The organism is Paenibacillus mendelii (assembly GCF_024498075.1).
Taxonomy (GTDB): domain Bacteria; phylum Bacillota; class Bacilli; order Paenibacillales; family Paenibacillaceae; genus Paenibacillus_Z; species Paenibacillus_Z mendelii.
In genome coordinates this window covers 139,770-152,528 of record NZ_JANHOF010000007.1, presented here as the reverse complement: position 1 = coordinate 152,528, position 12,759 = coordinate 139,770, and the positions used below count along the sequence as shown (strand labels likewise).

Genomic DNA, 12,759 nt, shown 5'->3' with positions numbered 1-12,759 from the left:
TCGTTCCTTACAGAGACGATTTAACCGTGATTTCACCTTTGGACAGCTTGTCCTCGATTTCAACCATTTTATCCTTGATCGCTTGCGGAACATGCTTCTCGTACAGCTCGTCCTTCGACAGGCCGACACCGCCTTCTTTCATGCCAAGCACTTCGCTTGTACCAAGCTTCAATTCGCCTTTTTGCATCAGTTCAAAAGCGCGGAAGATCGACTGATCGACGTTCTTGAGCATCGAAGTCAATACACTGCCCGGGTATAGAGGATTCTGGTTGCCATCAACACCGATGGAATACACACCTTTTTCATTGGCTCCTTCCAGTGTGCCCAAACCTGCAGCAGAAGCTACGTTGAATACGATATCCGCTTTTTGTGAGTTAATTTGCGCCATGGTTAATTCTTTGCCTTTTGGAGCGTTGGAGAAATCCCCGACATAAGAAGCTACGACCTTCACGTCTTTGTCCACATACTGTGCGCCTTGCTCGTAGCCGGATTTGAAGTCATTAATAATGGGAATGTCCATACCGCCGACAAATCCGATTACTTTATCTGGGTTAGCACCCTTAAGCTCCGTGCTGGTTGTAACCAGTGCACCGAATGCGCCTACAAGGAACGAGCCTTCGCTTTGGGAATACAACATGGAGTAAATATTCGGAACGCCATCAATAACATCATCGAAGAAAATAAATTTTACGTCTGGGTAACGTTCTGCAAGGTCAATCGTAATATCCTTCATTTGGCTGGTACCCACGACGACAACATTGTAGCTGCCGCTGGAAACGAGGGACTCTAGGCTTGCTGCCCAGTCTGCTTGGTTCGTGCCGCCTTCAACCGTCTTCGCCTTGATGCCAAGCTCTTTCACGGCTTTCTGCATGCCGGCCTCTGCGGAATCGAAGAAGCTCTTGTCACCCAAGGTGCTGTTTACGAAGTACACGGCGTTAATTTTCTCGCCGCCTGCTGATTCGTTGTCCGGTGCCGGGGCATTTCCGCCGTTGTTATTCGTGTTGCCGCCGCATGCGCTAAGGAGCAATGCGATCGAGAGAAAAATGACACCTAACGCGCTGAACTTCTTGGTTTTCATAGTTGTAAGTCTCCCCTTTGGTATCTCTAATTGTGTGCTTCCTGCTTAATGAATTGCTCGGCTTCCTCTAGACTTGGCATGGAGGCTTGCGCTCCCTTGCGCGTCACGGTGAGGGCGCCAATGGCGGAGGCGAACTTCGCTGCCGCCCAGATGTCCTTCCCGCTGACGAGCGCCGCTCCCACAGCGCCGGCGAAAGCATCGCCCGCTGCTGTGGAATCCACTGCCTTCACCTCGTACGACTCCACGAAGAAAGTGCGGTTCGCATTAACCACGACGATCCCCTTCTCCCCTAGCTTAGCGAATACGGTCGATACACCTTTGCGGAGCAGCTCGACGGCCGCAAGCTTAGCCGTCACCTGGTCGAAGACGTGAATGCCGGTCAACTGCTTGATCTCCGTCTCATTCGGTACGATATAATCGACCAAGCTGAGCAGATCCTCCGACAGCGTCTGAGCCGGAGCCGGATCCAGCAGAACTGGAACCTTATGACGCCTTGCAATAGTAATGGCTTCCTTCACCGTCTCAAGAGGAACCTCCAGCTGCACCATCAGCAGCTTCGACTGCTTGATCAGTTCCTCCCGCCGGCGGACATCCTCCGGTGTTAACCGAAGATTGGCGCCTGGCGCAACGACGATGCTGTTATCGCCTTCCGGATCCAACGTAACGAACGCTACGCCCGTTGCATCCTCAGATACTTTCTCGATCGCACGACAGTCGACCCCAACTTGCTCCAGATTGGCCAGCAATTGATCGCCAAACAAATCTGAGCCTACTTTCCCGATCATCGCTACAGAGGCTCCAAGCTTGGAAGCCGCAACTGCCTGATTGGCTCCCTTGCCTCCTGCATTCATGAAGAAATCGCTGCCAAGCACGGTCTCTCCCCGATCAGGACGATGATTCAGACTTACGACCATGTCCATGTTTAAACTGCCCACTACAACAATCTGTGCATTCATTTCTGGTCCACCCCACCGCATGTTTCTCTGTGTATAAGTTTGTGTTCCATAATCACATTCTTTGCGCCGGAGCTCACCCCCTTCATCTGATCATCCAGAAGCTGTACAGCGGTAACGCCGATCTGGTAAGCAGGAATTGAAATTGTGCTGAGCAAGGGCCGCGACATCCTGCTGAACGGAATGTCGTCGCAGCCGATAATCGCGACGTCTTCCGGCACGCTCATTCCACGGCGATGAATTTCCTGCATCGCCCCGAGCGCGAGCAGATCGTTCGATGCGAATAGAGCTGTTGGATGGTACTCGTCAATGACCGATCCCATCTGGTGAAGCCCCGATTCGTAGCTGAACTCGCCCACGCTAATGAAGGGCTCCAAATTGGCTTCACGCATCGCGTCGAGATACCCGTTCTTACGGTTGTCCGCCGATTGGATATCCTTCGGCCCTGCCAAATGGGCAATGCGGGTATGCCCCTGCCCGATCAAGCAGTTCACCGCTTCATAAGCGGCTTTATAATCATCAATCAGCACGGCATCGAAAGATGTATTGGCAATTACACGGTCGCAAAGTACGATAGGTGTCCGAAGGCTGTTTAAATCGTTGACCGTTTCCTCATCAAGAATTGAGGAAATGAGTACAATGCCTCCTACCTGTTGTTCCACCATTTTGTGAATATATTCTCGCTCCAGTTTCGGATCGTTATCGGTGTTACTGATAAAGAGCGCATATCCCAGCCGATGGGCAGCATCCTCGATGCCGCGGGCCAATACCGGAAAATATGGGTTTGTAATATCAGGAAGGATCAGGCCGATCATGTTCGTCCGGCTAGTCGCCAAATTCCGAGCAATCGCGCTGGGGTGGTAGCCCAACTCTTCGATCGCTTGAAGAACCCGTTCCTTGATCTCCTCCTTCACTTGTGGGTTGCGGTTAAGCACGCGGGATACGGTCGCCTTGGACACTTGTGCCCGCTCCGCCACGTGAAGAATGGTCGGTTTCATTCGCTTGGCTCACCTTCGTTTCTCAGAAACCGGTTTCTGAAAGAACTAAAAAAAACGGTTTCTTAATCGTATAGATTCGACCAGAAAACGGTTTCTGATCTTCGTGTCATACCAGAAAGCGGTTTCTGAGATCAATATACCATGTCGAATGATGTCGTGCAAGCGTTTTCTTTGTCGTAATGTGAATTTTTCTAGGTATATTGTAGGAAGGGATTAATTAGGTTGGATGTAATTGGACTAGGTTCAAATAGATGGAAGTCATGCCCCTTCAATCTATTGGCAGGATTAAAATGGGTTGATCCGTATCAATCGTTGGTCCGCCGCTCTTGCGGAGAGATTATTAAGAAACAGCTGAAAGAGTCCAAGCAGAGTAAGGGCTCACACATGCTTATCGCATGACAAAGAGGGCACTCGGAATAAAGTGCCCTTACACTTGCACAATTGGCATCAGATCGTCAGCTTATCCGGGTTTCGAACAAAGTACAGTTGCCGAATGACACTCTTCTCGACATTCAAGAGGACAATGGTCTCGATACCCTTGCCCGAGCGGACAATAATCCCCGTCTGGCCATTGATGTCCTTCATCTCGATCTGCGGGCTGTCTTCCAACTGCTGATACTTACGGATCAAGCCGAGAAGGAACCGGGCGACATGATCACGCGATTCAATTCGATTCACGGCGGCGATGGCTTTGCCTCCTCCATCCGAGATTAGGGCGACATCCTCCGCCAGCAGAGACACTACCGTGTCCACGCGGCCTTCTTGAAGAGCCGACAGGAACCTTCGGACCCATTCTTCGCTCGCCGATTCGGCGCTGACCGTTTCCTCCAGACCAATACCCATCTTTCCCCGAGCGCGGCTGATCAGCTTACGGCAATTGGCTTCGCTCTTGCCAACCAGCTCCCCAATGACGTGATATTCAAAGCCGAGCGCTTCGCGGAGGACGAATACGGCCCGTTCTGCCGGAGACAGCTTCTCCAGCATCACAAGCATCGCATACGACAGCAATTCGCCGCGAACGACCGTTTCCAGCGAATCCTCCTCCGAAGTAAGAATCGGTTCAGGGAGCCACTCGCCAAAATAATGCTCCCGGCGTTTGCGTGCCGATTTCATCACATCAATGCAGCGGTTCGTCACCATTTTGCACAAGTAGGCTTTGGGCTCTACCAGACGTTCCAGATCGATATCATGAACTTTAAGAAATACGTCCTGCACGGCATCCTCCGCATCGGAGGCCGAGCCGGTCAGTTGGTAGGCAAGCGTAAACAGCAGACGTTTATACTGCTTATATAGTTCCTGCATTTCACCACTCCTGTCTTCATGCACCGCTTGATGCCATCTATTTTAGCAGACTGGCCATGTCCCAGGTGTATTTTCGAATTTGCCAGCCAAGCTTTCCCGTGAAGATTAGATCCAGTCCCCACTGCCGGGTCCACGCCATCCCTTGCTCCGGACCCAGGCCGAAGCAGAAGAAGTCTATGAATCGCTTATGCGACGGCGCCGGACGCCCTTCCATATCCGCCAGTATGATCTTACCGAGCCTTGTCGCTTGAACGCTCGCTTCCTTACATGTCTTCCCATCCGCTAATCCGCTGGCAGGATCTAAGATTCGCGCGCAATCACCGATACTATATATACCTGGGGAATCCTGCACCCGATAGCACTCATCGACGACCACGTACCCTTCCGGAGTAAGCGGCAGCCCGATGGATTGCAGCATGGGATTGGGCAGCAGCCCCAGTGTCCAGACACATAAGCCGGCGGGCATCGTCTTGCCGCTTGATAGGGTTAACGTTCCCTCTTTCTCATACAAAACTTTGGTCCGGTGTGAGACCATGACTCCACAAGCAGCAAGTGAACGCTCCAGCTTCACCCCTACTTTGGCAGGACCCTGCTCGAAAAGCCGCTCATGCGCGTTGAACAGCCTTATCTTCACCGCGCCCGGATCCAGTCCGAGCTGCTTGGCATCGGTACGAACCGAATACGCCAGCTCTGCAGATGTCTCGATACCGCTTAAACCGGCACCCGCAACGGCAATCGTCATTAACCTCTGGCGCTCTTGGCTGTCCGTTTCCTCAGCCGCTTTCCGTAAATTCGCACGCCATGCTTCACGGATGGACATCGCGGAATCCAAATCCGCCAATGCCATGCCGCCCTGCGCTGGCTCGGGCTTCCGCACGACGCTGCCGGCCGCCAACACAAGAATGTCGTAGCTCATGGCATGCTCGTTGCCGTCCATATCCCGATAGAGCAGCCGTTTCACTGCGGATTCAACTGTAGTTACAGCTGCCGTAACAAATTCAACCCCCTCGGGAAATAACTGTTTCAGCGGGATCTTAATATTATCATCTCCTGCTGCAGGCTTGAAGAGCAATACCTTGCGAAGGTGATACGGGCACTTATCGATTAATATGAGCCGGATTGTCCGTTTACCCGATTGCTCCCGCATCGCTTTCTGAATCGCTTTAACGGCATGAATCCCCGCATAACCTCCACCAATAATGACGCATCTGAATTCCTTCATTGCAGCCACTCCTTCTCTCATCTCGTATGGTAATGAAACGAGATAAGGAGCCGGTTTGTGACAACGATGATGTCAGTTGTACTTCTCAAAAACCCATTCACCCCAGTACTCGTTGACCATCGATACGTGTTTCGATTGTGACCTCCGGACCTAAGGCGTGCAGAATGCAATCGAGGTCAAACAGCTGCTCAATATGATATACGCCATGCGGCAGTCCGGAGCCATATAAACGTTCTGCCACAGCTGCGGCTGCTTGGGCAGTTGCTTGAGCCTCATTCCTGCCATGCAGGAAACACTCTACGTACACGGCCTTGTGATCCTTCCTTCCCTTTGCATCGATCTTGACAGCGTACAGATCTTCTCCGAAACGAATCTTCCCCAATCGTGCAACCACGGCGCGGCGAACCGGCTTTAGCTTCAATAACCGGAGCAATCCTACCGCTCGCAGCCCTGCGATCCACCCGGTCACTGCGGCTGAATCGAAGCAAAGACGCGTGGATACGTTCGGAACGCCAAGCGTGCGCGGCAGGACATGCTGATCGGAGAAATTGAACCGGTAGGCTCGTCTGTATCCCAGCTTTGCGCCAAAATCCGTTAATCTGCCATCTGTAAAGCTTTGAACCGCAACCTCGCCGCCTTCCTTCACCACATGAAAATCCGCTGCCAGGTTGTCGACCGTCCATTCGATGGCCGCATTCCCGTGCTGATCGCCCATGCCAAGCATGATGGCAATGTCCAAAGTATCCACGTGATCGGTAAGCTTCTTTGCCTGGAGGGCCAACAAGTTGGTCAGCCCCGGTGCAAGTCCAATGCTCAGTACTGCCGTCACCTCGTAGAAGCAGGCCTCCTCTTGCAACCGCTCTACCTCAGCCAGGAAGGAGTGGTTCGCGGAAACGTCCATATAACGGATCCCGTATTGAAAGCATGAGCGGACGAAGGCCGTATCCGACTGATCCAAGCACATGATGACAAGCTTGACACGGTTTGCCATGTCCGGCTCGAAACCATCGCTTACATTCATTTGCAAAGGCTTGACCTTCCCGCCGGTTGTGGCGCTGAATTGCTCCGCACGCGTGAAATTTCTTCCTGCCGCATAAACCTTGCCTGGGTATAATTCACCCAGCTGCCTGCATATTGTCTGCCCTACATGTCCGTATCCGCCGACTACAATGATATTCTCCTTCATAGTTGTCTCCTAACACTCGTAAATAGTATAGATACTAAACTAATTTACAAAAAAATTATTTTCGCAAAAATTCATTTAGTTTATCGATGCACTTCTCGAATATTTCTATTTCCTGTTGGCTTAACTGAGCACGCAGCTGATCGTAGAATTGGACATGCACTTCCTCATGCGCCTTATAGGCCTCCTTCCCCTTGTCGGTAAGCGAAATCAATACAGCTCTCGAATCATGCGGATACGATGAGCGCTTCACCAATTGCTTCGCTTCCAAGCGCACGACAAGCTGCGAGACGGCGCCCTTCGTTACGCCAAGGCTGGTGGCAAGTTCGTTCATAAGAATGCCGCCCTCGCAACCAATCGCCTCGATCGTATGAATTTCACTTGGCGTTAATGAACCCGCCTTACCAAAGGTCTGAGGCTGACGTTCGAGACGCCGCAGCTGCAGGAACAGTCGTCCAAGACTATGACTTCCCTTATTGATAGAGTTAGTTGGCAAGCTATTGTTAGTATCCATGAGCATAGTTTAGTTCCTAAACTTGTTGGTTGTCAAGAAGGACCAATCATTGGCCCTTGAACTGTCATCTTGACACAACCTTCTATTTTTATGTACATCATTCACTCATCATCTGCTTCACGAGTTTCCGGTTGCGCTTCTTAAACACCTCGTTGTGCGAGGAGACCATCGCAATCTTGCTGGCATCCGGCTGGATGAATTGTTTAGCCTTGTTCACCGCATTGGCCGCATCTTGGAACGCACCGGCGATAAGATGCAGCTTACCCTCATGCTTCAGAATATCTCCCGCCGCGTATAGTCCGGGTACCGAGGACTCACTATTCGGATTGCCATCGACATAATAATGATCTGCTATGGCAATATTCAAATGACTATTTTCCAATAAAGTCGCGTCACGTTCATACCCATGATTGATAACCACCTCATCGATGGGCAAATACGTCACCTCTCCCGTTTCAAGATGGGTCAGCTCAACGCGTTCAATCATTTCAGGATTATCGCCGGCAATCAGTTTCGTAATCGACGAATTGAAGAAGCATTCCACGGAGCTGTTTCTCAGCTGTGTTGCTTGCGCCTCATGACCGGCCAAAGCATCCTTGCGATAGGTTAAATACACTTTGCGGGCGATCGGCTCCAGTTCATTGGCCCAATCGATTGCGGAATTCCCTCCGCCCGAGATGATGATCGTCTTATCTTGAAATTGCTTCAGAGACTTCACCGAATAATGCAGATTGCTAACCTCGAACCGGTCCGCTCCTTCAATCTCCAGCTTATGCGGCTTCAAGATCCCGCTCCCGACGGCTACAATGACGGTTTTGGAATAATGGGTCTTACCTGAGGCGGCATGCAATTCGAATAGCCCCTCTTCATTGCGGGTGATCAACTCGACCTTTTCATTCAACACGATCTCCGGGTTGAACGTTAACCCCTGCTCCACAAGCTGCTCGATCAACTTCGCTCCAGGAACGGGCGTGAGACCCCCAACATCCCAGATCATCTTCTCCGGATAGACATGCACCTTCCCGCCTAATTGCGATTGATATTCAATCAGCTTCGTTCGCATTTCCCTAAGCCCGCTATAGAAAGTGGAGTAAAGCCCCGCCGGACCTCCTCCAATGACAGTTACATCGAATACTTCATTCTGTTCCATCTCCGACCGCTCCTCGATATAATTGATAATCATTCTCAATAAATATACACCGTATCACCTCCGATGACAATAACATATTGACAACTGTTTCAAATCGAATTATCTTTATAACCATCGATACTGATAATCGTTATCAATTAAAATATTGATTTTTTCCATGATTAGGAGGTTTGATGATGTGGTTCGCCTGTACATAGACGAATTAAACATTGGCTACGGTGAACGCTTAATTGTACAAAATCTAAGTGTGCAAATTCCGGACAAGCAGATTACCACGATTATTGGTTCGAATGGATGCGGCAAGTCTACGCTGCTTAAAGCCATCACGCGCCTTATTCCGCATCAATCCGGAGCCGTCATTCTAGATGGCGGGAATATCACGAAGGAGAAGACGAAGCTGCTCGCTAAGAAGATGGCGATTCTCCCGCAAACGCCGGAAAGCGCGAGCGGATTAAAAGATCGTAAGGGCCAACTGCGAAGAGGTTATCACGCCTGAGGTGCTCCGGCAAGTCTTTCAGATTGATGCCGATATCGGACGCGATCCCCGGACGAATAAACCCATGTGCTTCACTTATAACTTAATTAAAGGAGACTAATGATCATGAAAAAAGTATACATCCCGCTTCTGGCGGCACTCCTCCTTCTGATGAGCGCGTGCAGCAGTAATGCGAGCAACCAAACGAACAATTCGGCTGCGCCGAAAGATTCAACCCCGGCAGCCAATTCCAATGAAGCAAACGCTTCGGCATCGGATACGATCACCTATCAATCCGAGAACGGCCCCGTACAAGTTCCGGCGAATCCAAAGCGCGTTATTGTACTATCCTCCTACGCCGGCAACGTTATGGCGCTTGGGGTCAATCTGATCGGCGTCGATTCATGGTCCAAGATGAACCCGCGTTTCGATGCGCAATTGAAGGATGTTGAAGAAGTATCCGATGAGAATCTAGAGAAGATCATCGAGCTGGATCCGGATTTAATCATCGGACTTTCGACCATTAAGAATGCAGCGAAATTGCAGGAAATTGCCCCTACGGTTACCTACACCTATGGGAAAGTGGATTACTTGACGCAACACCTTGAGATCGGCAAGCTGTTGAATAAAGAGCAAGAAGCCCAAGCTTGGATCGATGACTTCAAACAACGCGCGCAGCAAGCCGGTACGGATATCAAGGCCAAGATTGGTGAAGACGCCACCGTCTCCGTTATCGAGAACTTTGACAAACAGATCTATGTATTCGGCGACAACTGGGGACGCGGTACGGAAATCCTTTATCAGGAAATGAAGCTGAACATGCCCGATAAGGTCAAAGAAATGGCTCTGAAGGACGGTTATTATGCCTTATCCTTAGAGGTGCTTCCCGAGTTTGCCGGAGACTACGTCATATTCAGCAAAAGCACCGATACCGACAATTCGTTCCAACAAACCGATACGTATACGAATATTCCGGCTGTGAAGAACAACCGCGTCTTCGAAGCCAATGCCAAGGAGTTCTACTTTAATGATCCATTGACGCTGGATTATCAGCTGGACTTCTTTATCCAGAGCTTCCTGGGTAACTAGTCCGATGGTGAAGGATAATCAGCATCCCTTCGCTTTCCTCTATAAATTGATTGTGGGAATTCTATTCTTGTTGGCGATGTTTGTCGTGGCGATGATATTCGGAGCAGCCGACACCACGATCCAAGAAGTATGGCTGGCGCTTACCTCTCACGCAACCGGGGATAAACTGTCGGTGATTCGGGAAATTCGGCTGCCACGCGAGATTGCGGCTATCTTCGTGGGTGCGGCATTAGCCGTTTCCGGGGCTATTATGCAAGGGATGACGCGAAACCCGCTGGCCGATCCCGGGCTGCTCGGTTTAACGGCCGGTGCCAATGCGGCGCTGGCTATCACGATCGCGTTCATTCCTTCGGCCGATTACTTTGCGATCATGATCGGTTGCTTTATTGGAGCAGCTGTCGGATGCATGCTGGTTTTCAGTATCGGTGCGATCAAGAAGGGCGGCTTTTCCCCTCTGCGCCTTGTATTAGCCGGGGCTGCGGTCTCGGCCTTCTTGTATGCGGTCGCGGAAGGAATCGGCATCTATTATAAAATTTCGAAGGACGTGTCCATGTGGACGGCTGGTGGAATAATCGGAACCTCTTGGGGGCAGCTTCAAATCATCGTTCCCTTCATTACCGTCGGTCTACTGATTGCCCAGCTTCTTGCAAGGCAGCTGACTATACTTAGCTTAAGTGAAGAGGTAGCCGTTGGACTTGGCCAGAAGACAATCCTGATCAAGACTTTTCTGCTCATCATCACCGTTATGCTCGCCGGAGCCTCGGTTTCGCTTGTCGGGAATATGACATTCATCGGGCTGATGATCCCGCATATCGTACGCGCTGTCGTGGGAACGGATTACCGGTTCGTCATCCCGATGTCTGCTGTTACGGGGGCTGCCTTCATGCTGTTTGCCGATACGCTGGGGCGTACCATTAATTCGCCTTATGAAACGCCGGTGGCGGCAATCGTCGCGATGCTGGGCTTGCCCTTCTTCCTGTTCATTGTACACAAAGGGGGACGCGCATTCTCATGATACATCCGGCGATCATCAAAAAACAGCGTCTGATTCTAGTTGCGCTGCTGGCGCTTATTGTGCTTACGATCATGGCGAGCATGGGCATGGGCTATTCCAAGCTATCTTATGACAGGCTCATTCCGACCCTCTTCGGCCATGGCACCTTCAAAGAGGAGTTTGTTCTCTTCTCGGTTCGATTACCGCGAATCATCATTACGCTGCTGGCAGGCATGGCACTGGCATTATCCGGCGCGATCCTGCAAGGAATAACGCGCAACGATTTGGCAGATCCGGGCATTGTCGGCATTAATTCCGGAGCAGGAGTCGCGATTGCCGTGTTCTTCTTATTCCTGCCCATCCAAGCAGGCTCCTTTATTTATCTGCTCCCCCTCGCCGCTTTCATCGGTGCATTGCTGACTGTGAGCCTCATCTATGTGTTAGCGTACAATAGGCATATCGGCCTTCAGCCGGTAAGGCTGGTGCTGACCGGGGTTGGATTTTCAATGGCGCTCTCCGGGGTGATGATCGTGCTGATTTCATCAGCTGAACGTGAGAAGGTCGACTTTATTTCCAAGTGGCTGGCGGGTAATATTTGGGGGACGGATTGGCCTTTCGTATGGGCGATCCTGCCGTGGCTGATCATACTCATCCCTTTTACATTATATAAAGCCAACCGCTTGAACCTGCTTGCTCTTCATGAGCCTGTAGCCATCGGGGTTGGCGTATCGATCGATAAGGAACGGCTTGTTCTGCTGTTTACATCCGTAGCACTTGCCGCCTCTGCCGTTTCCGTCACCGGCGGGATTGCCTTTATCGGTCTCATGGCTCCGCATATTGCCAAGGCGTTGGTCGGTCCCCGGAATCAATTATTTATCCCCATTGCCATTCTGATCGGTGGCTGGTTCTTATTGCTGGCCGATACAATCGGACGCCAGGCCGGTGAGGGTATACCGGCAGGTATTATGGTCGCCTTGATCGGCGGGCCGTATTTTATGTATTTGTTATTGAAAAAATAACGTTGTTGGCGGTGTTATGACCGTGGCAAGCCACTCTACTGCATCACTGCCGCCAGCGCCAGGGTTATCTCCGTTTCGAAGTTGTCGTCTAGGGCCATTCACAATGAATGGCCTTTTATTCATGCTTTCAACAGCAGGACTCACAATAAGCCCTGGAAGGAACTTCGGATTACATCTCCCCGGCTAATGATTCCGACTAATACCCCGTTGCGTTCAACAGGGAGCTTCTTGATTTGCTTCTCGCCGAGAACAGCTGCAAAATTCTCAACCTCTTCATCCCATTTCACCTTATGCACCTTTTTTTTGGCGATGGTCATCACATTTTTATCCAGTATTTTATGAATCCGGTCTTCGAACGCATCCTCATCGCCTTTAATGACCTCCACGAAGTAGAAGGTGTCCATAACGTAGTCCTTGTGCTTACCGATACAGCGCATAATATCTCCATCACTTATAAAGGCGACAATTTCATTCCTCTCGTTAACGACCGGAAGGCCGCTAATTCCGTGATCAATGAACTTTTCGAGGACAGAACGGATCGTGTCTGTTTCCTTTACTTTATACACTTCACGAACCATAATTTCATGAGCTTTCATATCAACGCCCCCCTCTCGACTGTTTGATTTCCGACCCAACAAGTTGTATTATGAAAGTATCTAATTGCATTATACAACTACTAGACAGGTTGTTGTCAATGGCCTTGATTACCTGCTGCGGCTGTTATTTCAAAACAATGGCACGTATGTTACCATAAGGCTTATTCATTTTAAAAACAGTGAGGT

The 12,759-nt window shown here is 50.6% G+C and carries 12 protein-coding genes and 1 pseudogene; 4 read left to right on the top strand and 9 right to left on the bottom strand.

What is annotated here, in order from left to right; genetic code table 11:
* Positions 1 to 7: 7 nt before the first annotated feature.
* The 8 genes from NNL21_RS21840 to NNL21_RS21805 all read right to left on the bottom strand — a co-directional run bounded on the left by NNL21_RS21840 (position 8) and on the right by NNL21_RS21805 (position 8,400).
* Positions 8 to 1,078 carry a BMP family lipoprotein gene (locus NNL21_RS21840; protein ID WP_204820325.1) on the bottom strand — a complete coding sequence of 357 codons (1,071 nt, stop codon included), beginning with the start codon at positions 1,076 to 1,078 and terminating at the stop codon, positions 8 to 10.
* A gap of 26 nt (positions 1,079 to 1,104) precedes the next feature.
* The gene (rbsK, locus tag NNL21_RS21835) at positions 1,105 to 2,034 is read right to left on the bottom strand and encodes a ribokinase (RefSeq protein ID WP_204820326.1); all 930 of its coding nucleotides are present in this window, start codon (positions 2,032 to 2,034) and stop codon (positions 1,105 to 1,107) included.
* Positions 2,031 to 3,029 carry a LacI family DNA-binding transcriptional regulator gene (locus NNL21_RS21830; protein ID WP_204820327.1) on the bottom strand — a complete coding sequence of 333 codons (999 nt, stop codon included), beginning with the start codon at positions 3,027 to 3,029 and terminating at the stop codon, positions 2,031 to 2,033. Before NNL21_RS21830 ends, rbsK begins: the two co-directional genes overlap by 4 nt.
* 447 nt (positions 3,030 to 3,476) lie before the next feature.
* On the bottom strand, positions 3,477 to 4,331 hold the full coding sequence (gene sigJ / locus NNL21_RS21825) for an RNA polymerase sigma factor SigJ (RefSeq protein WP_204820328.1): 855 nt from the start codon (positions 4,329 to 4,331) through the stop codon (positions 3,477 to 3,479).
* A gap of 37 nt (positions 4,332 to 4,368) precedes the next feature.
* Entirely contained in the window at positions 4,369 to 5,553 is a 1,185-nt protein-coding gene (locus tag NNL21_RS21820) for an NAD(P)/FAD-dependent oxidoreductase (RefSeq protein ID WP_204820329.1), read from the bottom strand.
* 97 nt (positions 5,554 to 5,650) lie between these two features.
* The gene (locus tag NNL21_RS21815) at positions 5,651 to 6,739 is read right to left on the bottom strand and encodes a saccharopine dehydrogenase family protein (RefSeq protein WP_204820330.1); all 1,089 of its coding nucleotides are present in this window, start codon (positions 6,737 to 6,739) and stop codon (positions 5,651 to 5,653) included.
* Positions 6,740 to 6,794: 55 nt separating this feature from the next.
* On the bottom strand, positions 6,795 to 7,250 hold the full coding sequence (locus tag NNL21_RS21810; protein WP_204820331.1) for a MarR family winged helix-turn-helix transcriptional regulator: 456 nt from the start codon (positions 7,248 to 7,250) through the stop codon (positions 6,795 to 6,797).
* A gap of 97 nt (positions 7,251 to 7,347) precedes the next feature.
* The gene (locus NNL21_RS21805; protein ID WP_204820332.1) at positions 7,348 to 8,400 is read right to left on the bottom strand and encodes an NAD(P)/FAD-dependent oxidoreductase; all 1,053 of its coding nucleotides are present in this window, start codon (positions 8,398 to 8,400) and stop codon (positions 7,348 to 7,350) included.
* 178 nt (positions 8,401 to 8,578) lie between these two features.
* Between NNL21_RS21805 and NNL21_RS21800 the strand changes: the two are divergent.
* From NNL21_RS21800 to NNL21_RS21785, 4 genes and pseudogenes are all read left to right on the top strand, one after another.
* A pseudogene (locus tag NNL21_RS21800) lies at positions 8,579 to 8,854 on the top strand (ATP-binding cassette domain-containing protein); the annotation flags it as partial.
* A gap of 147 nt (positions 8,855 to 9,001) precedes the next feature.
* Positions 9,002 to 9,964, top strand: a complete 963-nt coding sequence (locus NNL21_RS21795; RefSeq protein ID WP_204820333.1) for an iron-hydroxamate ABC transporter substrate-binding protein — start codon at positions 9,002 to 9,004, stop codon at positions 9,962 to 9,964.
* A gap of 4 nt (positions 9,965 to 9,968) precedes the next feature.
* A complete protein-coding gene (locus NNL21_RS21790; protein WP_204820334.1) occupies positions 9,969 to 10,979 on the top strand; it encodes a FecCD family ABC transporter permease in 1,011 nt (336 codons plus the stop codon).
* Positions 10,976 to 11,977 carry a FecCD family ABC transporter permease gene (locus NNL21_RS21785; protein WP_204820335.1) on the top strand — a complete coding sequence of 334 codons (1,002 nt, stop codon included), beginning with the start codon at positions 10,976 to 10,978 and terminating at the stop codon, positions 11,975 to 11,977. The genes NNL21_RS21790 and NNL21_RS21785 overlap by 4 nt, the downstream gene beginning before the upstream one ends.
* A gap of 140 nt (positions 11,978 to 12,117) precedes the next feature.
* On the opposite strand, the gene NNL21_RS21780 is transcribed toward NNL21_RS21785, so the two are convergent.
* On the bottom strand, positions 12,118 to 12,573 hold the full coding sequence (locus tag NNL21_RS21780; protein WP_204820336.1) for a CBS domain-containing protein: 456 nt from the start codon (positions 12,571 to 12,573) through the stop codon (positions 12,118 to 12,120).
* Positions 12,574 to 12,759 lie beyond the last annotated feature (186 nt).

What these genes read in the sequence shown, in the direction of transcription:
- NNL21_RS21840 (WP_204820325.1), bottom strand. Translation starts at nt 1,078, where the DNA reads ATGAAAACCAAGAAGTTCAGCGCGTTAGGTGTCATTTTTCTCTCGATC.
- NNL21_RS21830 (WP_204820327.1), bottom strand. Translation starts at nt 3,029, where the DNA reads ATGAAACCGACCATTCTTCACGTGGCGGAGCGGGCACAAGTGTCCAAG.
- NNL21_RS21785 (WP_204820335.1), top strand. Translation starts at nt 10,976, where the DNA reads ATGATACATCCGGCGATCATCAAAAAACAGCGTCTGATTCTAGTTGCG.
- NNL21_RS21810 (WP_204820331.1), bottom strand. Translation starts at nt 7,250, where the DNA reads ATGGATACTAACAATAGCTTGCCAACTAACTCTATCAATAAGGGAAGT.
- NNL21_RS21805 (WP_204820332.1), bottom strand. Translation starts at nt 8,400, where the DNA reads ATGGAACAGAATGAAGTATTCGATGTAACTGTCATTGGAGGAGGTCCG.
- sigJ (WP_204820328.1), bottom strand. Translation starts at nt 4,331, where the DNA reads ATGCAGGAACTATATAAGCAGTATAAACGTCTGCTGTTTACGCTTGCC.
- NNL21_RS21795 (WP_204820333.1), top strand. Translation starts at nt 9,002, where the DNA reads ATGAAAAAAGTATACATCCCGCTTCTGGCGGCACTCCTCCTTCTGATG.
- NNL21_RS21815 (WP_204820330.1), bottom strand. Translation starts at nt 6,739, where the DNA reads ATGAAGGAGAATATCATTGTAGTCGGCGGATACGGACATGTAGGGCAG.
- NNL21_RS21820 (WP_204820329.1), bottom strand. Translation starts at nt 5,553, where the DNA reads ATGAAGGAATTCAGATGCGTCATTATTGGTGGAGGTTATGCGGGGATT.
- rbsK (WP_204820326.1), bottom strand. Translation starts at nt 2,034, where the DNA reads ATGAATGCACAGATTGTTGTAGTGGGCAGTTTAAACATGGACATGGTC.
- NNL21_RS21780 (WP_204820336.1), bottom strand. Translation starts at nt 12,573, where the DNA reads ATGAAAGCTCATGAAATTATGGTTCGTGAAGTGTATAAAGTAAAGGAA.
- NNL21_RS21790 (WP_204820334.1), top strand. Translation starts at nt 9,969, where the DNA reads ATGGTGAAGGATAATCAGCATCCCTTCGCTTTCCTCTATAAATTGATT.